This is a genomic window from Desulfosarcina widdelii, assembly GCF_009688965.1.
GTDB lineage: Bacteria > Desulfobacterota > Desulfobacteria > Desulfobacterales > Desulfosarcinaceae > Desulfosarcina > Desulfosarcina widdelii.
Genome location: NZ_AP021875.1, coordinates 1,629,251 through 1,653,997, shown reverse-complemented (window position 1 = coordinate 1,653,997; position 24,747 = coordinate 1,629,251). Strand labels below are relative to the sequence as shown.

The 24,747-nt window shown below is 55.1% G+C and carries 24 protein-coding genes; 7 read left to right on the top strand and 17 right to left on the bottom strand.

Translation table 11 applies throughout. From position 1 onward, the window contains the following. Positions 1 to 4: 4 nt before the first annotated feature. Complete coding sequence (locus GN111_RS07665; protein ID WP_155303194.1) at positions 5 to 571, bottom strand: nucleotidyl transferase family protein; 567 nt, start codon at positions 569 to 571, stop codon at positions 5 to 7. Further along, complete coding sequence (locus GN111_RS07660; protein WP_155303193.1) at positions 568 to 1,905, bottom strand: BPG-independent phosphoglycerate mutase family protein; 1,338 nt, start codon at positions 1,903 to 1,905, stop codon at positions 568 to 570. The genes GN111_RS07665 and GN111_RS07660 overlap by 4 nt, the downstream gene beginning before the upstream one ends. A gap of 218 nt (positions 1,906 to 2,123) precedes the next feature. Here GN111_RS07660 and GN111_RS07655 point away from each other — a divergent pair, with 218 nt between their 5' ends. Further along, entirely contained in the window at positions 2,124 to 2,783 is a 660-nt protein-coding gene (locus GN111_RS07655) for a PHP domain-containing protein (RefSeq protein WP_155303192.1), read from the top strand. A gap of 3 nt (positions 2,784 to 2,786) precedes the next feature. Here GN111_RS07655 and GN111_RS07650 read toward each other — a convergent pair whose 3' ends face one another. After that, a complete protein-coding gene (locus GN111_RS07650) occupies positions 2,787 to 3,086 on the bottom strand; it encodes a YkvA family protein (protein WP_155303191.1) in 300 nt (99 codons plus the stop codon). A 319-nt stretch (positions 3,087 to 3,405) separates the two neighbouring features. Here GN111_RS07650 and GN111_RS07645 point away from each other — a divergent pair, with 319 nt between their 5' ends. Then, entirely contained in the window at positions 3,406 to 3,597 is a 192-nt protein-coding gene (locus GN111_RS07645; RefSeq protein ID WP_155303190.1) for a hypothetical protein, read from the top strand. A 96-nt stretch (positions 3,598 to 3,693) separates the two neighbouring features. Here the strand turns inward: GN111_RS07645 and GN111_RS07640 are convergent, their stop codons facing one another. After that, the gene (locus GN111_RS07640; RefSeq protein WP_155303189.1) at positions 3,694 to 4,431 is read right to left on the bottom strand and encodes an RNA methyltransferase; all 738 of its coding nucleotides are present in this window, start codon (positions 4,429 to 4,431) and stop codon (positions 3,694 to 3,696) included. A gap of 260 nt (positions 4,432 to 4,691) precedes the next feature. Between GN111_RS07640 and pyrF the strand changes: the two genes are divergently transcribed. After that, positions 4,692 to 5,417 carry an orotidine-5'-phosphate decarboxylase gene (gene pyrF / locus GN111_RS07635; protein ID WP_155303188.1) on the top strand — a complete coding sequence of 242 codons (726 nt, stop codon included), beginning with the start codon at positions 4,692 to 4,694 and terminating at the stop codon, positions 5,415 to 5,417. 264 nt (positions 5,418 to 5,681) lie between these two features. Here pyrF and GN111_RS07630 read toward each other — a convergent pair whose 3' ends face one another. The 7 genes from GN111_RS07630 to GN111_RS07600 all read right to left on the bottom strand — a co-directional run bounded on the left by GN111_RS07630 (position 5,682) and on the right by GN111_RS07600 (position 13,663). After that, positions 5,682 to 6,902, bottom strand: a complete 1,221-nt coding sequence (locus GN111_RS07630) for an aspartate kinase (RefSeq protein WP_155303187.1) — start codon at positions 6,900 to 6,902, stop codon at positions 5,682 to 5,684. A 34-nt stretch (positions 6,903 to 6,936) separates the two neighbouring features. Then, entirely contained in the window at positions 6,937 to 7,437 is a 501-nt protein-coding gene (tsaE, locus tag GN111_RS07625) for a tRNA (adenosine(37)-N6)-threonylcarbamoyltransferase complex ATPase subunit type 1 TsaE (protein ID WP_155303186.1), read from the bottom strand. Further along, the gene (locus tag GN111_RS07620) at positions 7,434 to 9,050 is read right to left on the bottom strand and encodes an NAD(P)H-hydrate dehydratase (protein WP_155303185.1); all 1,617 of its coding nucleotides are present in this window, start codon (positions 9,048 to 9,050) and stop codon (positions 7,434 to 7,436) included. Before GN111_RS07620 ends, tsaE begins: the two co-directional genes overlap by 4 nt. A gap of 43 nt (positions 9,051 to 9,093) precedes the next feature. After that, positions 9,094 to 9,813: a pyridoxine 5'-phosphate synthase gene (locus GN111_RS07615; protein ID WP_155303184.1), complete on the bottom strand. Its 720-nt coding sequence runs from the start codon at positions 9,811 to 9,813 to the stop codon at positions 9,094 to 9,096. A 2-nt stretch (positions 9,814 to 9,815) separates the two neighbouring features. Continuing rightward, positions 9,816 to 10,259: an rRNA maturation RNase YbeY gene (gene ybeY, locus GN111_RS07610; RefSeq protein ID WP_155303183.1), complete on the bottom strand. Its 444-nt coding sequence runs from the start codon at positions 10,257 to 10,259 to the stop codon at positions 9,816 to 9,818. Continuing rightward, positions 10,159 to 12,597 (bottom strand): HD family phosphohydrolase, encoded by a 2,439-nt coding sequence (locus GN111_RS07605; RefSeq protein ID WP_155303182.1) that lies wholly within the window; start codon positions 12,595 to 12,597, stop codon positions 10,159 to 10,161. The genes ybeY and GN111_RS07605 overlap by 101 nt, the downstream gene beginning before the upstream one ends. 82 nt (positions 12,598 to 12,679) lie before the next feature. Further along, entirely contained in the window at positions 12,680 to 13,663 is a 984-nt protein-coding gene (locus GN111_RS07600; RefSeq protein WP_155303181.1) for a PhoH family protein, read from the bottom strand. A gap of 354 nt (positions 13,664 to 14,017) precedes the next feature. Here GN111_RS07600 and GN111_RS07595 point away from each other — a divergent pair, with 354 nt between their 5' ends. Further along, the gene (locus GN111_RS07595) at positions 14,018 to 14,542 is read left to right on the top strand and encodes a CvpA family protein (protein WP_155303180.1); all 525 of its coding nucleotides are present in this window, start codon (positions 14,018 to 14,020) and stop codon (positions 14,540 to 14,542) included. Then, positions 14,527 to 15,342, top strand: coding sequence for a nucleoside triphosphate pyrophosphohydrolase (gene mazG / locus GN111_RS07590; protein ID WP_155303179.1), 816 nt, complete (start codon positions 14,527 to 14,529; stop codon positions 15,340 to 15,342). The genes GN111_RS07595 and mazG overlap by 16 nt, the downstream gene beginning before the upstream one ends. Before the next feature lie 91 nt (positions 15,343 to 15,433). Here the strand turns inward: mazG and GN111_RS07585 are convergent, their stop codons facing one another. The 4 genes from GN111_RS07585 to GN111_RS07570 all read right to left on the bottom strand — a co-directional run bounded on the left by GN111_RS07585 (position 15,434) and on the right by GN111_RS07570 (position 18,490). Next, complete coding sequence (locus GN111_RS07585; protein WP_155303178.1) at positions 15,434 to 15,718, bottom strand: hypothetical protein; 285 nt, start codon at positions 15,716 to 15,718, stop codon at positions 15,434 to 15,436. 99 nt (positions 15,719 to 15,817) lie between these two features. After that, positions 15,818 to 16,231: a DVU0524 family FlgM-associated protein gene (locus GN111_RS07580; protein ID WP_155303177.1), complete on the bottom strand. Its 414-nt coding sequence runs from the start codon at positions 16,229 to 16,231 to the stop codon at positions 15,818 to 15,820. A gap of 297 nt (positions 16,232 to 16,528) precedes the next feature. Next, a complete protein-coding gene (locus GN111_RS07575) occupies positions 16,529 to 17,812 on the bottom strand; it encodes a class II fructose-bisphosphate aldolase (protein WP_155303176.1) in 1,284 nt (427 codons plus the stop codon). 159 nt (positions 17,813 to 17,971) lie between these two features. Then, the gene (locus tag GN111_RS07570) at positions 17,972 to 18,490 is read right to left on the bottom strand and encodes a hypothetical protein (protein ID WP_155303175.1); all 519 of its coding nucleotides are present in this window, start codon (positions 18,488 to 18,490) and stop codon (positions 17,972 to 17,974) included. Positions 18,491 to 18,854: 364 nt separating this feature from the next. On the opposite strand from GN111_RS07570, the gene GN111_RS07565 reads away from it, so the two are divergent. Together GN111_RS07565 and GN111_RS07560 are read left to right on the top strand one after the other, a co-directional pair. Next, complete coding sequence (locus tag GN111_RS07565; RefSeq protein ID WP_170302185.1) at positions 18,855 to 20,849, top strand: ABC transporter substrate-binding protein; 1,995 nt, start codon at positions 18,855 to 18,857, stop codon at positions 20,847 to 20,849. Beyond that, on the top strand, positions 20,846 to 22,177 hold the full coding sequence (locus tag GN111_RS07560; protein WP_155303173.1) for a 3-deoxy-D-manno-octulosonic acid transferase: 1,332 nt from the start codon (positions 20,846 to 20,848) through the stop codon (positions 22,175 to 22,177). The genes GN111_RS07565 and GN111_RS07560 overlap by 4 nt, the downstream gene beginning before the upstream one ends. A gap of 16 nt (positions 22,178 to 22,193) precedes the next feature. On the opposite strand, the gene GN111_RS07555 is transcribed toward GN111_RS07560, so the two are convergent. Further along, positions 22,194 to 23,525, bottom strand: a complete 1,332-nt coding sequence (locus GN111_RS07555) for an ATP-dependent 6-phosphofructokinase (RefSeq protein WP_155303172.1) — start codon at positions 23,523 to 23,525, stop codon at positions 22,194 to 22,196. Between the two features lie 35 nt (positions 23,526 to 23,560). After that, positions 23,561 to 24,547 (bottom strand): KpsF/GutQ family sugar-phosphate isomerase, encoded by a 987-nt coding sequence (locus tag GN111_RS07550; protein ID WP_155303171.1) that lies wholly within the window; start codon positions 24,545 to 24,547, stop codon positions 23,561 to 23,563. Between the last annotated feature and the right edge of the window lie 200 nt (positions 24,548 to 24,747).

Sequence of the window (24,747 nt, the reverse complement as noted above, 5' to 3'; positions counted from 1 at the left end):
CCGATCAACGATTTTTGAGGCGTTCGCGCAGTTTCCATCGTTCCAACAGCGGCGGTACGCAGGCAGGAACCAAATGCTGCCAAGGCCGATCGTCGACGATCGACCGGCGGATATCGGTTGCGCTGATTCCCTTTTTTTCCGGCGGGACTTCCCACAGGACATAGGTGTTCAATCCCAGTGATGTAAAATAGCGGTGTTTACGTCGGCCCCAGTCGTCGTAGATGGAGATAAAGAAGACGGCATCCATGGGGACATAGAAGCGGTAGCGTTCGGGCATGTTGATGGGGAAGGGAACGATATCCAGGTCACGGTCGTCCACCCCTGCCTCGATGAGCGCGGTCCTGACCATGGTATAGCGTTCGTGATAGGTCAGCGGATTGGCCAGCGGATCGCTTCGTTCGGGATTCGTCTCTTCCTTTTTGGTGGTGAAAGGGTCCGGATTGGTGATCCCCACCACCAGCCGGCGGCATCGTTCTTTCCCGGCCAGCAGATACCGGAGGTGGTCGTTGTGCAATACCTGGAACCGACCGTGGATAACACCGGTTTCATAAGGCGGCTGGGGTGCGTTCATATTCCATCCTTATTTTTTCGTTCCGCTATACAAAAGGGTTGAGCATGGCCCGGCCAAAAGGGCTGGTCTACCGGCGTATCCATCAACCCATGCAACTTGGCCCGATCCAGATGGTTGACGATGAGGTACATGAGTTCTTTTCCCCGCACCGGCCCCAGGGCACCGCAGGCGGCGCTGATTTCATCGTAATGCCGCACCGCATCCCGACGGACGCCCGGACCGCAGAAGATCAACGGCACCGCCTCGCCCGAATGAATCAGCGGCCCTGCGCTGGGGGTCGAATGATCGGCGGTGACCACGACGAGCAATTCCGGATCGTTGACCAGCCGTTCCACCAACCTGCCGATACCTTTATCCAAATCCTCGATGACCTGCTTCTTAAAGAGCGGGTTTTTGGTGTGTCCGGCCACATCCGGCATTTTCGTGTGGACATGGATAAAGTCGTAATCGGTCAGCGATTCCATGGCCATTTCGAGACGCTCGGCCAGGTCGTTTCCCGGATCGTCGCTGTCGGTTACTTTGCGGACGTCCATCCTCAGGTAGGACGCCAGGCCGTGGTAGATCAGGCCGCTGGCGATGCTCAGCCCCCTAAGGCCATAGGCTTGCTCGAAAGCGGATATCTCTTTCAGCTGGCCGGCCCGCTGGGTGACCAGGGCGTTAAGCGGCAAACGGCCTTTCTTGCGACGTATTTTGTTCTGCGGATGGCGGCTCAATGCGCGATAAGCCCACCTCAGGTAGGCTTCAAGGTCATTCGCCGTATTCACCGATGACCGATCATCGGCAAAGGCCTGCCAGGGCAGCACGGCAGTGAGCAGACGTCCTTTTTCGATGGGGTCGGAATCGGTGATAAAGGGGGCAACAGAGCCGTCAAGGGTGAGAATGCCGCGAAATCCATGGGTCGGATGCAGGCGGATTCGGGTGTTCTCCGTTTCGAAATGTTCAACCGTTTGGAACAGCACTTGAAGTTCGTTGTCCGACGCGTCGGGCTTGCCGTCAATCAGAAGAAGCATTCCCTCGGGCGATTCGGTCACCGAGACGAAGTGCGCCAGAACAGCAACCGTTTCGGGTGTAAGGGCAATGCCGGCTCCCAATGCTTCCAGGGCACCGCGGCCCGGAAAGGCCTTAAGGTCGTAACCGAACAGGGAAAAGTGGGCATTTTCACTGGGAAGAGCCTGGCCCAATCGGGCCGCATGGTAAAGCCCGTTGGCACCTTCTCGGGCCAACCGGTCCAGCGCGGGGGTTCGGGCGGCCTGCAGGGGCGTGAGATCGTTCAACTCCTCGTAGGAGCGGTCGCCAAGTCCATCGAGGAGAATCAGAATACATTTTTTGGCCATCTATGATCGATCTTCCGCCGGAATTTTCATGAAGGTCCTCGCCGCTGTCGTCTACTTCTCAATCATTTATAAGGGGACGGTTGTAGCGTGTCAATTCAAATACCTTCCGCAACGGGGGGGCAGGCCGATTTCCCCTCTATTGAAATAATCTATGGGCGGGCGTTCGGACATCCAAACAAAAAATTTGCCATTCCCTCTGAAATTTTTATGATGCCGGCATGATAATCGATATGCACGTCCATACGACCTTTTCCCCCTGCAGCAGGATGCGCGTCGATGAAGCCGTGGCCGCCGCCGGGCAAAGCGGCCTGGACGGGATTTGCATCACCGACCACGACACCATGGACATCCGTCACACCCTGACGGAAGGGGTGCAGGAAAACGGCGTGGTCGTGATTTTCGGAATGGAGTACACCACCTCCCGGGGAGACTTTTTGGTTTTCGGCCCGTTCGAAGCGCTCGATCCCGGCCTTTCGGCGGATCGGCTGCTGCGAATCGTCGATCAAAGCGGAGGCATCGCCATCGCGGCCCACCCGTTTCGCAAGGAGCGGCCCGTGGACGCGCGCATTGTAGAAGATGGGCGCTGCCGCGTCATCGAAAGTCTCAATGGCCGCAATACGGCAAGGGAAAACGCGGGGGTCGAACGCTGGTGCGACGATTACGGTTTGACCGAGTGCGGCGGCAGCGACGCCCATACCATTGAAGAGGTGGGGAGCTTCGCTACCCGTTTCTTCGTTCCCGTTCGAACGCGGTCCGATCTGGTCGCGGCACTGAAAAACCGGCTGTGCCGGCCTGAAGATCGTACCGATGATGGCCTCTATGTGCCGGATTCCCGCCACTGTTTCATGCAAGCCGAATCAGGCACTTTGTTTCGGTAACGGTCAATTCCGCCCGTTGCCCTCTTTCCAATCCCGATAGCGATAAAGATCCTTTTCCAAAAAATAGAGGCACCCCAGAAACAGGGCGGCATCGTCCAGTTGCCCCAGTCCGGGGATGAAGTCGCCGATGAGATCGGTGGGGATCAGCAGATAGGCCACGGCCAGGGTGAAGACGACTGCGGAGATCGGGGAGACATCGCGGTAGCGCCCCTTGCTGTAATCGCGGATGAGAAGAAACAGCAATCGCAGGTCCTCGAAAAGACGCCGGATCAGGTTCGTGCCGCTGGGAACGGGTTGGGGCATTGGATCACCTTCCTTGCCGACGGGGCCGGCATGACAGAAAAAGAACTACCACAATGTAACCTTTTACCTGCTTCCGGTTCTTTAACGTCGGAAGATGAAAAAAAGGTTCAGCTTCCATCTTACCTCCTCTCACTCCTGGAGCCCCCAACAATCCCCAATGTGTTCGGGGGCTCACCCTTTTGTCGCGTCCGAAAAAGGCCTTTTACGATTTCATCGATAAATAAAACAAGCGTTGTATCCAAGTCAATTGACAATCGTCTGTCTTTACCTCTACAGTAGTCCCACCATCGATAACGACGCCATCGGGAGAGACAAAAGGATGAATACCCAGACACTGATACTGACCGTGCTGATTTTCTGGCTGATCATGGGCTTGGCCTTTTTATCCGCATACTCGGAAGTGAAACGCACCGGCGGCACCCTTGTGGATGCCATGCGAAACAACGAAAGTTTTTTCTTCATTATCAGCATTGTCGTGGGACTGGTGGTCGTGGCGTTCAAACTGGCGTGATTCTCCCGCTACCGTTAAGACGAAGCGCTGCCTTTTGCAGGTGGCAATTGAAAACGCTAGGCCAGTGGGGGGCTGTTAGCACTGCGATGAGGAGGGTTATTCCCCGGACAGCTTTCTTCGCTGCCCCTCGATCCAGTCGATCCGACTCCACAATCCCTGAAGAATCCGAACCTCGCGCTCGCTGAGACCGTTGCGGCCGAAAAGCCGCCGAAAGGCCCGCAGGATATGGTCCGGGTTCTGGTGATCCAAATATTCGACGTCAAGCAATGTTTGCCGCATGTGCTGAAACATGTTCTCCACATCCTTTGCCCGGGCGGGGGGATCTTCTCCGAAAAGGCCATTGCCGCGGTCTTCTGTTTCTTTGCCGATTTCGTAAAGAACAAGGGCCACCGCGTGGGACAGGTTCATGGAAGGATAGGCGTCGTGGGTGGGGATGGTAACAAAGAACTGACACAGATCCAGTTCGCTGGTGTGCAGCCCCCGGTCCTCGCGACCGAAGACGAATGCCACCCGGTTTTCCGGCGACAGGGACCGAACCCGGGCCGCGGATTGCTCGGGAGAGAGGAAGTCCTGGCGATATTTTCCGAACCTGCGGGTCGTGCCGAAGGCCAGGTGGCAGTCCGCCAGTGCCTTTTCCAGAGTGGGAAAAACCAGGGCATCGTTCAAGACCGACTCGGCTGCAAGCGCCATGCGTCGGGCATCGAGGGAGCGATAGTCGCAGCAGGGATCGACCAGACGCAGCTTCGAAAAACCGAAGTTCATCATGACTCTGCATACCGAGCCGACATTCAGCGGTCCCTGGGGTTCGACCAGAACGATGGTAACGCTGTCCATTTGAATTTTCCCGAGAATCCTGGATCGGGTAACGCCTACGGTCAAGCCTAGTGTTGGCCCCATGGGCGCCGTTGTTGTCCGTTGGGGTATGCCGACCTGAATCGGTAGACCCTGTATGCCAATCGGCCACGAAAATGGCACAGCTTAATGGCTGCTGTCAACGTTGCATCGGACGTTGCCGAATCCTTTGGCGTCGATGGATATCCGGTTGTATAATTCAGGCAGCAGGTGAGAAAATCAATGGTATGAGGAGATGCACGATGAAAGCAGCCAAGGATTATATCGTTTTTCCCCTGGACGTTTCTGAACCCGAGAGGGCCAAATCGTTGGTCACCCTCCTGGCCGAACACGTGGGCATGTTCAAAATCGGACTCGAATTGTTCGTCCGGTCGGGGCCCGAACTGGTCAACTGGATCGCCAAGGCGGGCAGCGCAAAGGTGTTTCTGGATCTGAAGTTTCACGACATACCGGTGACCGTCAAGCGAGCCATGGCGCGGGCGGCCGAGTTGGGCGTTTTTTTCGCAACGGTCCACTGTGGGGAGAGCCGGGCGATGCTGGAGGCAGCGGTAGAGGGTGGCGGGGAGCGCGTGAATGTATTGGGCGTTACCGTACTGACCAGCGTCAGTTCTGACGACCTGGTCGAGGCGGGATACCGGAAAGACTATTCCACGGACCTGCGGCAACTGGTCATGAAAAAAGCGGCCATGGCCAAAAAGGCGGGGTGTGCCGGAATCGTCTGCTCCGGTCAGGAGGTTCAAGCGGTTAAAACGGAGTTGGGCCGCGATTTTCAGGTGGTGACGCCGGGAATAAGGCCGGCCGGCGAAAAGGTGGCAGCAGACGACCAGGCTAGGGTGGTCACCCCGGCCATGGCTATCGAAAGCGGCTCCGACTACCTGGTGATCGGCAGACCCATTCGGGATGCCGATGATCCCGTCGCCGCCGCGCAAGCCGTCGCCAAGGAAATTCAAGGGGTATTAAGACCGTAACGATTCTCCCTATCGGGCGATATTTTCAAGGGGTCAGGTAGCGCCACAGCGCCAAGGCCAGAACCACGGCACAGATAAAAAACACAAAACGGATCTGTTCGGGCGAGAAGTGTTTCATTACTCACGATAAACGATCAACCGAAGCCGTAAAAAGCCCGAGATCAAGGCTTGCGAGTCTCGAGGAAGGAGGCGTACCTAAAGGTACTCCGCACTGACGAGGGACGAAGCCTAACACCGATATCGGGTTTTTTACGGCTTCGGTAATTAATCTTCCCGATCCAGTCCGAAGGACGTATGCAGCACCCTGACGGCCAGTTCCGCATATTTCTCTTCGATGACGCAGGAGATCCGGATCTCGGAGGTGCTGATCATGATGATATTGATGTTCTCCCGGGAAAGGGCGTTGAACATCAGCGAGGCGACGCCGGAATGGTTCTTCATCCCCACCCCGATAACCGATACCTTGGCGATATTCGGATCGCCGAATACCTCCTCCGCTCCGATTTCTTCGGCGATCTTCTTCTCGATCTCCATGGCCTTTTCGTAATCCGACTTGGGAACGGTAAAGGTCAGGTCCGTCTGGCCGGTAGCCCGGGTATTCTGGATGATCATATCCACCAGAATGCCGGATTCGGCAATGGGTGAGAATATCTTGGCCGCAATGCCGGGCTGGTCAGGCACTTTTTTAAGGGTGATGCGGGCCTGATCGAGATCGTGCGTGACGCCGGAAACGACCAGTTGCTCCTGTACGGACTCTTCCTGAACAACCATGGTGCCTTCCTCCTCTGAAAACGATGAACGGACATGGACGGGGATGTTGTACTTCTTGGCAAATCCCACCGAGCGGATCTGCAGAACCTTGGCGCCGAGGCTGGCCATGTTCAGCATTTCGTCGTAAGAAATCTCGCTGATTTTTCTCGCCTTAGGACAGATGTTCGGGTCGGCGGTATAAATGCCGTCCACATCCGTATAAATTTCGCAGACGTCGGCCTTCAAGGCGGCGGCAATGGCAACCGCCGAGGTGTCCGACCCGCCGCGGCCCAAGGTGGTGATGTTGCCCTTGATGTCGGTCCCCTGGAAACCAGCCACCACCACGATGTTGCGATCCGCCAGCAGGCGCCGGATGCGGTCGGTACCGATCTCCAGGATGCGGGCGTTTCCGTATTCGCAGTCGGTAATGACTTCGGCCTGGTGCCCCATCAGGCTTTGTGCCCGGTGCCCCATGCCCTTGAGCATCATGGCCAGAAGGGCTGCGGTGGTCTGTTCGCCGGTAGCCAACAGAACGTCCAACTCCCGCCGGTCCGGTTTTTTCGCGGCCTCGTTGGCCAGGTTGATCAGGTGGTCGGTGATCCCGGCCATGGCCGAGAGAATAACGACCACGTCATTTCCCTGCTTGTGGGTTTTGACGACCCGATTGGCGACATTTTGAATTCTATGGATATCGGCCACGGAAGTGCCGCCGAATTTTTGGACGATCAGTGCCATTTTCTTCTCACTTTTATCGATGGATACCGGGGAATTAAACGTCGATGTCCTTTAACAGATCCGGTAGATCAAGTCCATATGCAATTATGCGGATCGAGCGGGTGCTGTCTCCGGTAACGGTGAAGAACAGGTCCAGGCGGCAAGTGGGGAGGTCGCCGGCATGCAGGCGTTCAGCCCATTCGACAGCGACGATGCCGTTTTCTTCGAAGATTTCAAGAAGACCGATTTCATCGGGGTCGGCGGGTGACGGCAGGCGATAGAGATCCACATGGAATAAAGGCAGCCTGCCGGGATATTCGTTGACCAGGGTGTAAGTCGGGCTGGTAACGGCAACGGTACCCGGAACCCCGAGTCCCGGGGCGAGTCCTTGGACAAAGGCCGTCTTCCCGCTACCCAGGTCGCCGAACAGGAAAAGGGCGAGAGGTCTTTTCAGTGCGCTGCCCAAGGCGTAACCCAGGGCCATGGTCTGATTGGCTGACCGGGTCAGAAATTCCCGCTCGAAGGCCCCGGGTCGATTGGATGATCCGGCGTTCATTCTCCAGCAGGCCGTGTGGGGTAGGTGAGTTCGTCCAGTTCCGGCCAAAAAAGGCGGCCGTTTTCGCCCATAAGCGCCTTGATGGCCTCAGGAAGGGTATCCATGACTTCCGTGGCCAGGTAACCCATGGGCGCCTTTTGGCTTTCCAACCGGTCTGCGGCCAGCCCGTGCAGATAAACAGCGGCCCGGCTGGCAAGGAAGATCTCGATCCCCTGGGCGATCAGACCGGCAATCAAACCGGTCAGTACGTCCCCCATGCCGCCTGCGGCCATGCCCGGGTTGCCGGTGACGTTCAAAAAAACGGTTCCGTCCGGCCGGGCGACCACTGTCGCCGCCCCTTTGAGTACCAGGTGAACCCCATGCTTTTGGGCAAAGTCGCGGGCATGACCGATGCGATCGTCCTGCACCTGAGCGGTGGAAAGACCGCAGAGCCTGGCCATCTCTCCGGGGTGGGGCGTGAGGACAACGGGGGCTTTGCGGCGGGACAGGACAGCGGGGTCCGCTGCAATAAGGTTCAGACCGTCCGCGTCAATCACCATGGGAACCGGGCTTTCTTCGATCAGGCGCGCCAGCAGTCTGCCCGTGGACGCGGCCGTGCCGATTCCCGGGCCGATGGCCAGGCAGCGTTTATCCTCGATCAGCGACCGGACCCTTTCAAAGGCTGATTCGTCCAGGGCGCCCTGGTCAGTTTCGGGCAGGCCCACGGTCATGGGTTCGGTGACCATGGTCTCCAGCACAGGATTCAGCGATTTGGGAATGCCCAGGGTAACCAGGCCCGCACCGGCGCGCATGGACGCGTTGGCCGCCATGGCCGCAGCACCGCTTTTTCCGGGAGATCCTGCCAGGATCAGCACGTGGCCGGCATGGCCCTTGTGGGTCGTGGGCTGCCTTGAGGGAAATGCGTTTTTAAGCATGTCGGCAGTGATGAGATGCTGCCGGCAACCGATGGTTTCGGCCACATGGGGCGGGATGCCGATCTCGATTACCTTCAGCTTCCCGGTGAGTGATCGTCCCGGATGAGTAAGATGGCCGACCTTGGCGAATCCGAAGGTGGCCGTGGCCTGCGCACGGATGCAAACCCCGCAGATCTGACCGGTGTCGGCGTTGAGGCCCGAGGGGATATCCACGGAAAAGACCGGCCGGTTCAGGTTGTTAATGGAATCGATGACGGTTTTGAAATAGCCACGGACATCGGAAGACAGGCCGGTGCCCAAAATGGCGTCAATCCAGAACCGCTGCCGATCCATTAGCAATTTTTGAGCTTCGAAGGCGGCCTTGTCGACGATTTCGACCACCGGGACGCCCATGGAGTCCAGCAGCTTCAAATTGGCTGCGGCGTCCCCTTGGATGCGGTCTTTCGGGGAAAATAAAAAGACCGTTGCCGGGATGCCTTTCTGGCAAAGATAACGGGCCATCACGAAGCCGTCCCCACCGTTGTTGCCGCGTCCGGCGGCGACCCCCACGGGACCGGTGGACTGCCGGTAGATGGCCTTGAGAAAAAATGCGGTCGCTCCGCGGCCGGCGTTCTCCATGAGCACGCGGCCCGGAAGGCCGAAGGATTCGATGGTGGTCCGATCCATTCGACGCATTTCGTCTGCCGTCACCAGGTACATACCCTTCTCCTCATTCATGCTGTCCGGCAAACCGGGCAAAACTTTACAGGGCGTCGATGAGTTCGCGCATCTGACGCACCGCCCGCTCCATTCCCACCAGGGCCGCCCTGGCGACAATGCTGTGTCCGATGCTGTATTCGTCGATTTCGGACAAACCCTTGAAGGCCTTGATACTGTTGTAGCACAGGCCATGGCCGGCATTGACACCCAGCTTCAGCTTTTTGGCCAGCTTGGCCGCGTCAACGATTTTGTCGAAGGCCTGCCTGCGTCGGGCGCTGCCGTTGGCTTCGCAGAACGTTCCGGTATGGATTTCGATCATGTCGGCACCGGCCTGATGGGCCAATTTGATCTGTTCTGGTTCCGCATCGATGAAGATGCTCACCGGAATTCCATTGTTCTGGAGGGCGCCGATGGTTTCGGCAATGGACTTGTTGTGGACGATCAGATCCATCCCGCCTTCGGTGGTCACTTCCTCACGGCTTTCCGGCACCAGGGTGACCAGTTCGGGACGTACATCCAGCGCGATGCCCACCATTTCCGAGGTGGCGGCCATTTCCAGAATCAGCTTGGTCTGGACCACCTTGCGCAGCAGGCGCACGTCGCGGTCCTGAACGTGGCGACGATCTTCGCGCAGATGACAGACGATTCCGTCGGCCCCGGCCAGTTCGGCCACCAAGGCGGCGGCAACCGGATCGGGGTAGCTCGCCTTTCTGGCCTCCCGCAACGTGGCGATATGATCGATATTCACTGCCAAGCCCGTCATGTTCACTCCTCCTTGCCGATCAATTTCATCAGTTCGCCGCTTTTTTGTTCCATGGCAGCAGCCTCTTTTTCCGAATTCACGTGATCGTATCCCACCAGATGAAGAATTCCATGAATCAACAGCTCGTTGAAACGTTCCATCGTTTCCATTCCCGCTTCGCCGGCTTCGCGATGGGCCGTATCCGCCGATATCACCACATCGCCCAACAGATCGGGCGTGATGTCCGCAAAGGGGCCTTCCTGCATGGGAAAGGAAATCACGTTGGTCGGCCCTTCATGGTTTAAATAGGTTTGGTTGAGTTCCGCAATTTGTTCGTCGCTGACAATCAAAACGGACAACTGGGCATCAGGGCAACCCAAGGCGCTTAATACGCGCCTTGCGGTCGTCCGGATATCTTCTTTCGCCAGCCTGTGGCGGCCTTGGCGGTCTTCGATCAGTATTTGCATGTTTTCCCTTTTCGGAGGCGGTGCCGGTACTTTCCAGGTATTCGATGCGGTGGTGATGGATACCGTTCAATATTTTGTTAAAGCTGTTGGCAATGAGGTGAAGGTCTCTTAAGGTCAGCTCGCAATGATCCAACTGGCCGTCGGAGAAAATTTTGTTGATCAGGTTCTGCACCAGCCCCTGAATTCGTGATGGCGTCGGGTTTTCCAGGGTACGTGAAGCGGCTTCGACCACATCGGCCAGCATCACCAGGCCGGCTTCCCGGGTCTGGGGTCGGGGACCCGGATACCGGAAATCGTCTATCTTGACGGCTTCCTCGCCTTTTGCCTTTTTCGCTTTTTCATAAAAATAACTGATCGTACTGGTACCATGATGTTGTTGGATAGCGTCGATAATGACCTGGCCCAGTTTGTTCTTGCGGGCGAGTTCCACGCCGTTTTTAACGTGGGCGATTAGGATCAGGGCGGACATGGAGGGTGCCAGCTTATCGTGTCTGTTCCGACCGTCGGATTGATTTTCGATAAAGTAGAGCGGCTGCTTCATCTTGCCGATGTCGTGGTAGTAGCCGCAAACTTTTGCCAGAATCGGATTTGCGCCGATTTCCGTGGCTGCGGCCTCGACAAGACTGCCCACGACCACACTGTGGTGATAGGTGCCCGGTGCCTCGAGCATCAGCCGGCGCAGAATGGGCCGATCCAGATTGGCCAACTCCAGCAGTGTGATGTCGGTGGTGTAGTGAAAGAGCATTTCCACCACCGGTGCCATGCCGGCCGTGATGATCCCGGCGCCGATCCCTCCCCAAAAGGCCACGGTGGCATCGAAGGGGAGCAAATCCCACGACGTAACGCCCAGGTAAAGGTCAATGACCACGGCCAGAAAAGCGTTGAGAAGGCCCAGCTTGGCGCCGGTTTTGATGATGACTTTTCTTTCCCGGCAGTCTTCGAGCCACCAGGTTGCCATGGTGCAGCCCAGGATGAAGTAGATGAAGGTCTCCAGGCCGCCCTGGAGCATCATGGAAGCCGCCAGGGCCAGCACCAGGGAAAAGATCAGAGAGGTTTCCCTGTCCATGAACAGACGGACGATCATGGCACCGGCGGCCAGGGGGATGCCAAAGCCTATCGGGCTTGCCGGACGGGTCAGCGGCAGCCCGAGAAACCAATCTTCGGGCAGGGTGGTCGCAAATTTTACCACAACGATCAAGGCGACCATGACGCACGCCAGAAAAAGTAGATCCTTGTTTCCGAGGTTGAAGGACGTCATCCGACGTTCGAGCCGGACATGGTATTGGATGATTAACAGGGTTGCCAGCAAGGTGGCGGCACCGGCGCTGGCAAGGGGGACCGGATGGATGTCCGCCTGCCCCTCCATTGCTTCCAGCTTGCGAAGCTGCAAAGAGGTGACCCGCTCTCCTTCCCGGAGAAGCATTTCTCCTTTTTTGATCATGGTGATAACCGGTTTGACCTGCTCCGCGGCGATTTTTTTCCTGGCCTCCGTTTCATGAATATTCGGGGTAATATTGGGCTGAATCATCCGCTGGGAAAAATCCACGATGAGGTTCAACAGCGCATAATTCATACCCTTGACCAACGGGTCGGCCACGATCCGGACCATTGTCTTGGCCTGATCCGGTCCGTAAAATTGCTTTAAATTCAATACGTGGGTCTCGGTCAGGGTTTCCACGTTGCGCAGGGTGATGCCGTTATCCGTTTCCTTTAACAGTACCTCTTTGTTGGCCACCACCCCTCTGGAAAGCACCTGGGTGACGATGGTGGTCAAAAGCCTGGCAATCTCCTCGTTGAAGCTATGTTCGGTAAGGATCGCAAAGGCACCGTCGCTGACTTCGATGCCGATTTTATCCTCGAAAAGATTTTTCTGGGCCTGCATCCTTTCAGCCAAAGGCACCATCGGCAGATCGGGCACATCGGCCGGTTCGACGGGCACCGGGTGGGATACCGTTTCGGGATCTGTGAACGGCCGGGATTCTTCTTCAATTTTTTGGCGTTCGCTTTCATAGGCGGCCTGCATCAGAGAGAAAGCTTTGTTCAGGCCCTCGACGGTGTTTTTTAGAATCTTGGGATTGAGATCGTAGACCGTGAGTATATTGTCCACGGACTGCCTGCGGTAGGCTTCGGTGGCGCTTTCGTCTTCGATGAAAAAATCCTGCGATGCCTTGACGTCGGACTGGACGACATCGCCGATGGCGTAGTGGTGCTTTTTCACCACCAGACTCGGGTAAAGCGCGACGGTGAAAATGACCGCGATGAGTACCAGCAAGCCCCAGCGAATATGGGGGCTTAGGTTGAAAAAACGGTCGATGGATTCTTTTTTACGGTCGCGCATGGTTGTCCGGTGATATCGATTTACCGGTTATTCCGGCCATGGATCTTTCCATACCATTGCGAACTCGGGTTCTGCCATCTATTCATTCGGCATTCCGGCTGGCTTCCAGCAACTCGTAGGCGTTGATGATATCCTGGACCAGCCGGTGTCGGACGACGTCTTGTTTGGTGAAGTGAATAAATTGTATTCCCGTGACCGGGGTTAGGATCGCCTTGGCCTCGATGAGTCCGGAAGATTTGCCAGCCGGAAGGTCGATCTGGGTGACATCGCCGGTGACCACGGCTTTAGAATTGAATCCAATCCGGGTCAGAAACATTTTCATCTGCTCGGTGGTGGTGTTCTGGGCTTCGTCCAGAATGATGAACGCTTCGTTGAGCGTTCTTCCGCGCATAAATGCCAGCGGTGCGACTTCAATCACGCCATTTTGCATCAGGGCGGCGACTTTTTCAAATCGCATCATGTCGTGCAACGCATCATAGAGCGGCCGCAGATATGGGTCTACCTTTTCAGTGAGATCCCCCGGTAAAAACCCCAAGGATTCGCCGGCTTCCACGGCGGGCCGCGTGAGGATGATGCGATTGACCGTCCCTTTGCTCAGTGCGGATACGGCCATGGCCATGGCCAGATAGGTTTTCCCGGTTCCGGCCGGACCGATGCCGAAAACAAGGTCGAAGTTGCGGATCGCTTCGATATAAGCCTTCTGGCTTTGGTTTCTGGGGGCAATTGCACGCTTTTTGGCGGTGATATAAACGGTATCCAGGAAAATTTTTTTTAAATCGGCGGTGTGATTCTTTCTCAGGATTCGCAGGGCATAATCGATGTCGTTGGGGTAGACGGGATATTTTTCCTTGAGCAGACCGTAAAGCTGCTCCAACACGCGACGTGAGAGGTCGACGGATTCATCTTCACCCTTAAGGTTGACGGAGTTGCCCCGGGCGTGGATATGAATTCCCAATTGATCGGCAAGCCGCTTCAGATGGCCGTCCTGTTCACCGAAAAGCTGTCGGGCCAGTTCGATGTCGGAAAATGTCAGTCGGGTTTGCTTGCTTTGTGTGGCCGCATCCATATGCAAAAACGTGTCTATTCCATCGCTCGTGTGCGTTGCTGCCAAACAGTATGGATGGCGCCACGCTATTTGTCAAACGTCGGGACGGCGTCTTTCCTTTTGCATTGCAAGCATTGGCATATCCGACTTTTCAGGGGAATGCAAATGTCAATTTGTCTTTTCGGCCCTACTGTGAAAATGCTTGACTGAAGAAAATCGCTCTGTTAACGTTACCCACCTAAAAACATGAGAACATTCTGAAATTATTGATATTTCGTTTAAAATAAAGGCATTTTGCGACAAATGCGGCGATACCGTTCGGGCCGCCTACTGCGCGGATTGTCAGTAGCATAATGCAGTTTTCAAAGGACCATTATGAATCCTTTCGATATTCTGGTGTTGGCCATTCTGGCGTACGGAGTGATTCGCGGTATTTTCAGGGGACTGGTAAGGGAACTGGCTTCGATCGTGGGTGTCCTGGGCGGATTTTACGCTGCCTACACCTACTACCCTTACATGACCAAACTGATCTCTCCCTGGATCACCAGTACGTCATACCTGAACATCGTAAGCTATATGATTCTTTTTATCGTTGTGGTAGTTATCGTGGGCATTCTTGCCGTGGTCATCAAGTACCTGCTCAATATCGCCTATCTTGGATGGGTCGATAGAGTTTCCGGAGCCCTGTTCGGAGGCGTGAAGGCTGCATTGATCGTTTCCGTTCTTTTTATCGTATTGACCGCATTTTTGCCCAAAGGCGCCCCTTTTATCAGGGACGCCGCTTCATCCCCAACCGTGGCTACCGTGTCGGAAGTCATGGCAAAGGTGATTTCAAAGGATATGAAATCCAAATTCACATTGAAAATCAAGGCATTACATACATCTTGGCAAAATCGTTAAATCCCTCCGGACCCACATCATTCGACCGTCTGCTGGCTTTGATCGAGACGCTGCGGGGCGAAAACGGCTGCCCCTGGGACAGAAAACAGACACCATCCACAGTTACCCGCTACCTTATCGAAGAGGTCTACGAACTGGTTGACGCCGTGCTTTCAGGCAACCCCGACGATGTCTGCGACGAAGCCGGCGACGTTCTGTTTCAGGTTTTGTTTGTCATTCACCTGTTCAGCGAATCCGGTCATTTTTGCATTCAGGACGTTATCGAGAAAAATATCCATAAGATGGTGCGTAGGCATCCTCATGTTTTTGGCGATGTCAGCGCCAAAACACCTGAAAAGGTGAGTGAGAACTGGGATCGGATCAAACAGAGTGAAAAGAATGGCAAGGAACAGCCATCGTTGCTCAATTCCATCCCCAAAGGCCTGCCCGCCCTTGCCAGGGCCGCGATGGTCTCGGAACGGGCGGCGAAGACGGGCTTTGATTGGGACGATATCTCTGGCGTGATGGCCAAAGCCATGGAAGAGTGGGCAGAGTTCTCGACGGAATTGGGTGCTGCAGATGGCGCCGGCGAAAGCGATACGGCCTCAATGGAATTCGGAGACGTTTTGTTTACAATGGTCAATGTGGCCCGATTCGCCCATATTCACCCGGAAACCGCACTGATCCGGTCGATTCAAAAATTTGAGGATCGTTTTCGATACATGGAAGCCAAGGCGACCGAAGCGGGCCGCGACATGGATGGTCTCACCTTCGATGAAATGCACGTTCTCTGGGACGAGGCCAAAGTAAAGTTTTGTTAACAGGGACGCTTTCTCTCCGCATCCCATTTGTATCCAGCACCAAAAGCCGGCGTATTCGGCCGGCTTTCCTTATATTAAAAGATACAGCGACTCAGGCGAGTTCGTCTATGGGCTTTTGCTCAGGCGGTATCCTGTAAACGACATTGCCTTTTTCGTCATATTTTTCAAAATAAACGCCCTTGTCGTCCACATCGTAGCCACCGGATTTGCGATCCCCTTCGGGTTCCGATTTGGCACTTTCATCGGAATTTTCTACGGGGCGTTCTTCAACTACCTTTTCTGTCTTTTCAAGCGTAACATCCCTGTTTTCCAAGGCCAGGTTGTTGTCCGCTCGTGTCGTCGTTCTGACGACCGATTCGCCAATTGTATTTAGCATGGCAATTCCCCCTTTGTTTTCTACAAATGTATTGCCGAATCTGAAGATTCCGTCCTTTCAGCGGAATTTACGATATCGCACTGAGCGATTCACGACGATTCATTGTCCTTTACGATCCACAGCCGCTTTGGCCAGTTCGTTGAGACGATCCATCAATACCTGAGAGTCGTCAACGGCAATGGATCGGGTTTCCTTTTGATTGTCACCTTCTATCGTGTTGAAAACGAATCGGTTGTCTTTTTCAACGACGGACGCATAATCTGCGTCTGATCGAACCTGGTCGGCCAGTTCCTGACCAAAATCGTATCCCGGTTCCACGTTGGTAATTTTTTTAAGGACGTTGTCGGCCACTTTTTCCATGATGGACTGACTTTTTCCTTCCACCGAAATCTGAACCGTATCCGAACCGGTATTCCTGCTGCCGCTATTTCCCGCTTGATTCGGTTTGGCCTGGCTTAACTGTCTGCGGTAGACATTTAAGACATTATGGATTTGGTAGCTTTGAATGAGCATATTCGGTTCCTCCGTTTATTTTATCGGCCGATCCCGAAATACCTTTAGCAAAAACCCGAAAAAATGCGGCAGTCCCTGGTTAAGGGCGTGCAGGCTGGATTCGATTTCGGTGGAATTGTGACGCAACTAAGCAATATGAAATGGGAAGAAAGGATTCACAATTTTGGATCGCGATGTCGGGAAGCAGGTAGGAACCAAAAAAAACCATCCACTGCCGTTTTTACACTTTTCAGCGGTGGATGGTCAAAAATCATAGGGCTAATAACATTGTTGCGAACAGATCGACGATTCGTGCAATCAATCGTCGAAGTCTCCCTCCGGCCCCTCATTGGTTTCCAATAAAGCGGCCCGTTGGGCGATTTTTTCCGGAGTCCATTCTTGAGGATCTTCGATCCGCCGGGCTTTGGGTCCAGGATCGAACCCGTCTGCTTCCAAAATGGATTCAATGGTCAGATCGGCAGAGTCCTGCGCGTTGAATACGTTGACCAGCATGTTGTATACGAACGATTCCACCCGGTCTTCCATTCTCTGGCGGATTTCTTTGGGCAGCCCCATCAATTTCGTTTCGAAGGGCAGGTTCAGTTTCTTATAATTGCCGCCTTTCCATCCCTTTTCGTCGGCATAGGCAACCATTTGCATCCACATGGCTTCCGAGACGCCCTGGCCCTCAATTTTAATGAAATTGCCATCTTCGTCCAGTGCAGCATTGCCGTCATCATTAACTTCAAGGCCCCATGAAATCATTTGCAGGGCCGTGGCCACATTGGCTTTGGTGGTACGGGTCTCATTGGCGATTTCCCTGAGCCGATGGGAACTGTTGCCGGAGGTGCCGTGCTGGGCACCTGAAACATTATAGGGCATCAGGGCTTCGTGGATCTCTTTGGTCAGGTCCACCTGAATGCCCTGGCCGCTGGCTTCGAGACCGTGGACACTGCCGTTGTTCAGCGCGATCCAGTTGGGAAAGATGCCGTTGGCATTCAATCCCTGAATCAGAAAAAGGGCTTCGTCTTTTGTGGACAATCCCTCCTTTCCCTTGATTTCGCCGATCTCCGTTTCCAACCCGGCCCAGTCCGGGATCAGCGGTTTCAATTCGAGGTTGGTCAGAAGATTCTGGTCATCGGGAAGATGGGAAGCATCCACTGCAATGGATGTGAGCCCCGCCTCGAACAGGGTGGGGATTTCAATTTTGGCCTGCGGAATGTCATCTTTGCTCTTGATGCCGTAGTGGTCGGCATGTACGGCAACCGGTACGGTGATTCCCAGTTCGTTGCACACCGCGTCCACAATTCGGGCCATGTTCCAATAATTGGTCGCACAATATGCGCCGGCTCCCCCTTCGGACCTTGCAATTTCAATAATCAGGGCTGAATTGGCCCTTTGGGCGGCTCTCAGGGCCCCCCGGATGACAAAAGTGTTTCTGCCGTTGGCGGCCATGCAAATGGCATTGGCCTTTTTGATCATGCCCAAATCGATGAATTTCCCACTTACCAGCAGGGCCTTGGAGTTGGGGAACAGTCTTTGAATATTGGGGGGGCGGCCCACTGAAAGCGCTTTGCTGAAATCACTGGAAGATGTCGTCATGGTATGACCTCCTTACACACGGTTCATTCGTGTTTCCCCTCGGATTTTATGGGGGTGTTGAGGGTAGACAGTCAAAGTTATATTCTCGCACCTGCCTTGTCGGAACCGTTAGCCAGGCGTAATGTCAATTTCGAGACCGCAGGTCTGCAATTCTTTTTCTCACTCGTTTTTTGTAGCCGACTGGATTCGCTGGTTGTACTCGTTGACATTTTTGTTGAAGGCTTTCAGCCGCTCTTCATATTTTTCCGCCTTTTCGTTATAGGCGCTGATTCTTTTTCCCAAGGCTCCTTTCGCCTGGGCCCCCTTGGCCTCGGCCTTGGCTTTTTCTATCTGCTGCCTTTCCTGGAGCAGTTCCTGGTACATGGTGTCCAGATCGGCTTTTTCTTTTTCCAATGCCCCCCGGTTCGGTTCATCCGTATCGGAGGTCGCTTCTTCCATCTTCTCGGCGGGCTCCGACGGGGCGGCTTCGTCGGATGCCCGATCAGACGGCGTTTCAAACGTCGCCTCGGTATCCATGCGATCAGCCGAATCCCTTTGTTCCACCGGCACCTGACTCAAGTCGTCGGTCCAGCGTTTTTGACCGTTTTCGTCGAGGTATTTGTAAATTTCGGCGTTGGAATAAGCGGCAAATAACAGTCCTAAAAGTATCGAAAAGATTGCCAGTATAGTCTTTTTCATGGAAATAACCTTTGCTGTGAGATGCGAGCGAAAACAGTATCGAGCGGATGGTAACCCTTTGATTGACCAACTATAATGTCGATGTTCAGGAGATGTCAAGCGTCGTGAGTAAACTCGAGTAAGATCCGATGGTCGATGAACTATTGTTTGACAATGCAAATAGCTTGTGTAGATTGAGCGTTGTCGAATGCGGGTGAGGCTTCGGGGCTACTAGAGATTTCCCGGTCCCGCCATGCGATGTAACAAAGAGAAAGGCCGAACAATGGTTTCGATGATTCGCGTTGCTGCCATCATCTGGATTGTTATCGTTGCGGGATGTGCCCCAACGCCCACCCCTCCTTCTCCCAAGGAGCCGATCACGGAAATGCCGGAGCATGCGGATTTTCAAGCAGCCGAGCGTACTTTCGAAGAAGGCCGCTACGACGAGGCCTTGGAACTGTACAACAAATTCCTGGAAAAGTCCGAACCCAACCTGTTTACGGAAATGGCGCTTTTCAAGGTCGCCAAGATATACCGGCATACCGGTCGTGACGAAGAAGCCCTATCCGTATTGACACAATTGACGCGAGATTTTCCCGAAAGTGTTCTTGTTCCGGATGCCACTTTGGAACTTCTTGATATTCTATATGCAAACGGCAAGTATGAAGCGGTTATCGCTCGGGGAAGCGCCTTTACCGGAACCACCGATCCCAACCTTGCGCGGATGCCTTTTTTCCTTATGATCGGCGATGCCTATGAAAGCCTCGGTGCCCATATGGACGCGGCACGGTTTTATTATCGGGCATGGAACACGGCGATCGGTCCGCAAAGGAAGGCGGCCTGGCCTAAACTGGAATCCGCAGCGGGACAACTGAATGTCGAGGAGATCCAGCGACTGATTTCCGAATTGAAGGATCGGGAGGTGACGGGGCTTTTGCTGTACCGCCTCGGTATGGCATTCATCATGGATGAAAACTATGACGACGCATTCGATGTTCTGGAGATGTTTGTGAATCGTTTCCCCGATCATCCGGATCATCAGGATGCCGCGGACATGATCCTCTCGCTGGAGGAACGTTCCCGATTCACCCCATTTACGGTCGGCTGCCTTTTGCCCCTTTCCGGTCCATACGCCGTTTTTGGTCAACGGGCCTTGAACGGTATCGAACTGGCGTTGAACCGAACCGGGGAAATGGCAGACGGAATACCCTTTCATATTATCGTCAAAGACTCCCGCTCGGATGCCGGTGTCACCGCCGAAGCCATAGAGCAGCTGGACCGGCAAAAAGTCGGTACCATCCTGGGGCCCATGTCTGCCGCGGAGGCGGCGGGAAAATATGCGCAGACCAGAGGTATACCCATTGTGGTGTTTACCCAACGAGAAGAGGTGCCGGATGTCGGCTCCTATGTGTTCAGGAATTTCATCACTCCGCAGATGCAGGTGCGATCACTGGTGACTTTTGCCGCTGAAAATCTGGGTGCCAGGCGATTCGCAATCCTCTACCCGGACGAAAAATACGGTTGGCGCTACATGAACCTGTTTTGGGATCAGGTGGTAGAAAATGGGGGTACGGTCAACGCCGTTGAGGCTTACGACCCATCAGGAACCGATTTTGCCGAACCCATCAAAAAAATGACCGGGCTTTTCTATGAAATCCCCGTGGACCTGAAACAACAGAGTATGCCCAGCCCTCTGCCCATGACCCTGGCGTCCATGGCAGATGGATACCTCCAGGATCCCATTGCGGCCATCGATCCGGTGGAGCGTGTCTGCGGCGTCCCCCTGGACCGGGAGGCACTGGACGACCTCGGTCGGCGCAATGCCGACCGGGATGATCGATGGGATCCCATTGTGGACTTCGACGCTGTTTTCATTCCCGATGCGCCTAAAAAAGCCGGTTTGGTCATTCCTCAACTGGCGTATTACGACATTCGCGATATATATCTGCTGGGGACCAATCTCTGGAATTCAAAGACACTTCTGGAAATGTCCGGGGAATACATGAAAAATACGCTGATCGCCGATGCCTTTTTCACCGAAAGCTCTTCGGAAGCCGTGCAAACGTTTGTAGCCGATTTTAAGGAGGCCTTCGGCAAAGTCCCTGGCGTCATCGAAGCATTGGCCTACGACAGCGCCATGATGGTGTTTAGCACCATGCGGCAGACGGCCACGGACTCCAGAAGGGAGTTGAAACAGGCCCTTTTGCAGATGGAGCCCTTTAAGGGGGTCACCGGACCCACCCGTTTTCAGCCCAATGGCGAAGTGGAAAAAGCCCTGCAAATGCTACGCATCGAAAAAGGACGATTCGTTCAGGCCCAGCCGACGCTTTCCCTGGAGTCGGATTCTTCCGACAGCGACACACCGTTGCTCCAGCCATGAAAATTTTTCAGTTTGCCTATAACTTGGCAAGTTTCTGCCTGGCCCCGGCGGTCCTACCCGTCCTCTGGTACCATGAACGGCGTGATCCCGAGCGAAGGACGGCTATGCTTCAGCGGCTGGGATATGATGACCCGAACCCTTTGGCCAGCAATCGACCCGCCGGTCCGGTAATTTGGATCCATGCCGTATCCGTTGGCGAGGTGAAGGCCGCCGAAGCCGTTATCCATGCATTGAACGATGCCTCTTCGGACCTCTCCTTTGTCCTGACCACTACCACGATGACCGGTCAGCGACATGCACGCAATCGGTTCGGCAGCGCCCTGCGCATTAGATACGCGCCACTGGATCTATGGTGGACCACGGATCGCTTCCTCACACTTCACCGGCCCGATGTGCTGGTCTGCATGGAAACGGAGATCTGGCCGAACTGGATCACCCTTGCCCATCGCAAGGGAATAAAAATACTTTTTCTTAACGGCCGCATCTCCAGCCGGTCGATCCGCTCCTATAAAAGGATCCGGCCGTTGATCGCCCCTATATTACAAAAGGTGGATGCCTTCAGCATGATATCCGAATCGGACGCCCGCCGAATTGTCCACCTGGGCGCACCGGCCAACCGGGTCCGGATCAACGGCAACGCAAAAATGGATGCCCCTGGAGTCGATGACGATACCGCAACCCTGAAAAAGCTCAAAGCACTATATGCAATCGATGACAAAACACCGGTATTCGTGGCCGGGAGCATTCGCGGCGTTGAAGTGGAGATCCTTATGGACGTCTACGACCGACTGGCCTGCCGAATTCCGGAGCTGGTTTTCATCGTTGCCCCACGGCATATCCAAAACGCGCCCCGGATTGCCGCCTGCGCCCGATCCAGGGCTGTGCGGTGGCAGTACCGGACGGATCTTGAAAAAAATCAGGCTAAACGGGCGGCCCCCGTGGTGATTCTCGACACGATTGGTGAGTTGCGGCATGTGTACCGCTTCGCTTCTGTGGTTTTTTGCGGCGGGAGTCTGGTTCCGTTGGGCGGCCAGAATGTACTCGAGCCGGCCATGTGCGGTAAACCGGTGCTTTTCGGACCCTTCATGGAGGATTTTCAGGATGCCAGTGCCCTGCTCGAAGCGTCCGGCGGTGGGGTGTGCGTCCAAAACGGTCAGGCTCTGGCCGAACGGGCCGGCGATCTGCTCGCGCATGCCGACAATGCCCGCCGGATGGGAAGGCGGGCCAAACAGGCGGTGCTTGCCAATCGAGGTGCGGCCCGCCGGCATGCCAAGGTGGTCGCCGATATGTTAAACCTGCCGTATCGCCTCGATTTGTCTCCCGGCTGAAAGGCAGACCCGCCGGTCACGCCGAATCGTTTTGCAGCGATGGCTGCCCGGTGGATTCCAATACCGTCGTCCACAGCTTGCCGTTTGGCCTGACCTGTTTTCTTCTGCCTGCCGTGGCCTCCATGGGCAGGTGAACGAAATGGTTGTTCCAGTGGCCGATGACCAGTTTGGTCTTGCCAGACATGCCTGCGTGAACGGCATCCCGGCCCAGAAAACCGCAAAAGACGCTGTCATTGGCATTGGCCGGCACGCTGCGAATCATGTAGCTGGGGTCGATGTACTTAATGTTCAGCGGGATGTTTTTTTGTGAAAAATAGGCCTTGATCGTATCCCGTAAAAAGATACCGATGTCGTTGAGGCGAATATTGCCGGACGCATCCCGTCGTTCGTCCACTTCCTCGAAAAATTTCTGCCCGGCTCCTTCGGCGACCACGATCACCGCATGGCCTCGGCTGACAATGCGTGCTTCCAGGGCGGCCAGCAGGCCTTTGGGGCCGTCGAGATCGAAGTCCACCTCCGGAATCAGCACGAAATTGGCATCCTGCTGGGCCAGGGCGGCGGTGGCGGCAATAAAGCCGGAATGCCGTCCCATAAGCTTGATCAGCCCCACGCCATTGGGGTAGGCGGTGGCCTCGTTATGGGCGCCCTGGATGGCCATCCGGGAAACATCCACCGCCGTATCAAAACCGAAAGAGCGCGAAACCAGGTGAATGTCGTTGTCGATGGTTTTGGGAATTCCCACCACGCTGATTTTCAAGCCGCGTTCGGAGATGGTTTCGGCAATCTTGGATGCAGCCATCAGGGTACCGTCTCCCCCGACCATGAACAACATGCCGATATTGTTGACCTCGAGGCAGTCCACAACCCGTTCGATATCCTGGGCGCCCCGTGACGAGCCTAAAATGGAGCCGCCCATGTTCATGATCGCGGTTACCCGGGCGGGTGTCAGATCCAGAAAATCATGGTTGTATTCGGGGATGAATCCCTCCAGGCCGTAAAGGGCGCCATAAATGTTTTTTACCCCATAGCGGTAGTGCAATTCCAGCACGATGGCCCGGATGATGTCATTCAATCCCGGACACAGGCCGCCGCAGGTGGCAATGGCGCACCGGAGCTTGGAGGCGTCGAAATAGACCTTGCGCCGCGGACCGGCCAGTTCGAAGGATGGCAGATCAACGCCCTGGTCCACCATTGCCTGGATATCCGCCCGTCTGATATTGATCATGATTCGGTCTTCATCCGAGACGAACAAGTGGTGAACGCCCCCGCGTTTTTCATCGAGCATCGGAGAGGGGATTTTGGCTTCGCCCAATGTTTGAATATGGGTTTGGATGGGGTCTTGATTCATAAAGTCTCCTTGCCGGTCAAAAAAACCGGGGGCCTCTATTTCTCCGGTTCGTGGCCGTTGAAGGTGAATTCGCCTTTGCCGAGAATGTCGTGCAGATGCAAGATGCCCTTTACCCGGTGCTTGCCGTCGACAATCGGAAGGACTGTGATTTCATGCCGTTCCATGATGTTGAGGGCGTCGTAGGCCGGTGTCCGGGAAAACGCGTGCAGGGGAGAAGGGGTCATCACTGAAGACAGGGACTGTTCGAAAACCGTCTCCTGCCGGGCGATGATACGTCGCAGGTCGCCGTCAGTGAAAATGCCTGCCAGCCGGCGATTTTCGTCAACGACGATCAGGGCGCCGAGGCCGTGACGGTCCATTTCTCCGACCGCCTCCTGCATGGATGCGGAGATAGGGACACTGGGAACCGCCTTGCCCGTCATCATGATGTCCTTGACCTGGCTGGACAGCCGATGACCCAGAGCCCCGCCGGGATGAAAGCGTTTGAAGTCACTGGTCTTGAAATGTTTCTTGTTGATCAGGACCACGGCCAGGGCGTCCCCCATGGCCAGAAGAGCGGTGGTGCTGGCCGTTGGCGCCAGACCCAGCGGACAGGCCTCTTTCTCCACACCCACGTCGATGACGATGTCGCTTTGTTTGGCCAGGGTTGAAGACCGGTTTCCTGTCATGGCGATGACTTTGCAGCCAAGGTTCCGGATGGTGGGGATCATCAGGTTCAGTTCGTGGGTCTCCCCACTGTAGGACATGGCCAGAACGACGTCATCCGGGCTGACCATGCCCAGGTCGCCGTGCATGGCTTCCACCGGATGGAGAAAAAGAGAGCGGGTGCCGGTGCTGTTCAGGGTTGCCGAAATTTTCCGGGCGATAATGCCGGATTTGCCGATTCCGCTGACGATAACCCGACCGGTAGCGTTAAGAATAACGGCTACCATCGCTTCGAACTCCTTGTCGAGGCGGTCGATCAGCTTGACGATGCCATCCGCTTCAATTTGCAGAACTTTACGTGCTTCCTCTATAATCATGTGCGAGAATTCCCGATGCTCGGTTAAACGGTGCGCCCCTGCAGAAGGGCGGCAGCTATATATGGCAACAATTATTCAACAATAGCCCATTGCTGTGAAAAGTCAATCCATCTCGTCAGACTACAGGGAAGTAAAAGGGACGCGATGGCAGGTGCCGATACGGAAAACGGGAAAACGAGACCCCGTCGGGGATACGACAT

What these genes read in the sequence shown, in the direction of transcription:
- GN111_RS07580 (WP_155303177.1), bottom strand. Translation starts at nt 16,231, where the DNA reads ATGCTCATTCAAAGCTACCAAATCCATAATGTCTTAAATGTCTACCGC.
- GN111_RS07570 (WP_155303175.1), bottom strand. Translation starts at nt 18,490, where the DNA reads ATGAAAAAGACTATACTGGCAATCTTTTCGATACTTTTAGGACTGTTA.
- GN111_RS07605 (WP_155303182.1), bottom strand. Translation starts at nt 12,597, where the DNA reads ATGCGCGACCGTAAAAAAGAATCCATCGACCGTTTTTTCAACCTAAGC.
- GN111_RS07555 (WP_155303172.1), bottom strand. Translation starts at nt 23,525, where the DNA reads ATGAATCAAGACCCCATCCAAACCCATATTCAAACATTGGGCGAAGCC.
- GN111_RS07550 (WP_155303171.1), bottom strand. Translation starts at nt 24,547, where the DNA reads ATGATTATAGAGGAAGCACGTAAAGTTCTGCAAATTGAAGCGGATGGC.
- GN111_RS07595 (WP_155303180.1), top strand. Translation starts at nt 14,018, where the DNA reads ATGAATCCTTTCGATATTCTGGTGTTGGCCATTCTGGCGTACGGAGTG.
- ybeY (WP_155303183.1), bottom strand. Translation starts at nt 10,259, where the DNA reads ATGCAAATACTGATCGAAGACCGCCAAGGCCGCCACAGGCTGGCGAAA.
- GN111_RS07620 (WP_155303185.1), bottom strand. Translation starts at nt 9,050, where the DNA reads ATGTACCTGGTGACGGCAGACGAAATGCGTCGAATGGATCGGACCACC.
- tsaE (WP_155303186.1), bottom strand. Translation starts at nt 7,437, where the DNA reads ATGAACGCCGGATCATCCAATCGACCCGGGGCCTTCGAGCGGGAATTT.
- GN111_RS07630 (WP_155303187.1), bottom strand. Translation starts at nt 6,902, where the DNA reads ATGGCACTGATCGTCCAAAAATTCGGCGGCACTTCCGTGGCCGATATC.
- GN111_RS07565 (WP_170302185.1), top strand. Translation starts at nt 18,855, where the DNA reads ATGCCGGAGCATGCGGATTTTCAAGCAGCCGAGCGTACTTTCGAAGAA.
- GN111_RS07645 (WP_155303190.1), top strand. Translation starts at nt 3,406, where the DNA reads ATGAATACCCAGACACTGATACTGACCGTGCTGATTTTCTGGCTGATC.
- pyrF (WP_155303188.1), top strand. Translation starts at nt 4,692, where the DNA reads ATGAAAGCAGCCAAGGATTATATCGTTTTTCCCCTGGACGTTTCTGAA.
- GN111_RS07655 (WP_155303192.1), top strand. Translation starts at nt 2,124, where the DNA reads ATGATAATCGATATGCACGTCCATACGACCTTTTCCCCCTGCAGCAGG.
- GN111_RS07600 (WP_155303181.1), bottom strand. Translation starts at nt 13,663, where the DNA reads ATGGATGCGGCCACACAAAGCAAGCAAACCCGACTGACATTTTCCGAC.
- GN111_RS07640 (WP_155303189.1), bottom strand. Translation starts at nt 4,431, where the DNA reads ATGGACAGCGTTACCATCGTTCTGGTCGAACCCCAGGGACCGCTGAAT.
- GN111_RS07650 (WP_155303191.1), bottom strand. Translation starts at nt 3,086, where the DNA reads ATGCCCCAACCCGTTCCCAGCGGCACGAACCTGATCCGGCGTCTTTTC.
- GN111_RS07615 (WP_155303184.1), bottom strand. Translation starts at nt 9,813, where the DNA reads ATGACGGGCTTGGCAGTGAATATCGATCATATCGCCACGTTGCGGGAG.
- GN111_RS07575 (WP_155303176.1), bottom strand. Translation starts at nt 17,812, where the DNA reads ATGACGACATCTTCCAGTGATTTCAGCAAAGCGCTTTCAGTGGGCCGC.
- GN111_RS07585 (WP_155303178.1), bottom strand. Translation starts at nt 15,718, where the DNA reads ATGCTAAATACAATTGGCGAATCGGTCGTCAGAACGACGACACGAGCG.
- GN111_RS07665 (WP_155303194.1), bottom strand. Translation starts at nt 571, where the DNA reads ATGAACGCACCCCAGCCGCCTTATGAAACCGGTGTTATCCACGGTCGG.
- GN111_RS07660 (WP_155303193.1), bottom strand. Translation starts at nt 1,905, where the DNA reads ATGGCCAAAAAATGTATTCTGATTCTCCTCGATGGACTTGGCGACCGC.
- GN111_RS07560 (WP_155303173.1), top strand. Translation starts at nt 20,846, where the DNA reads ATGAAAATTTTTCAGTTTGCCTATAACTTGGCAAGTTTCTGCCTGGCC.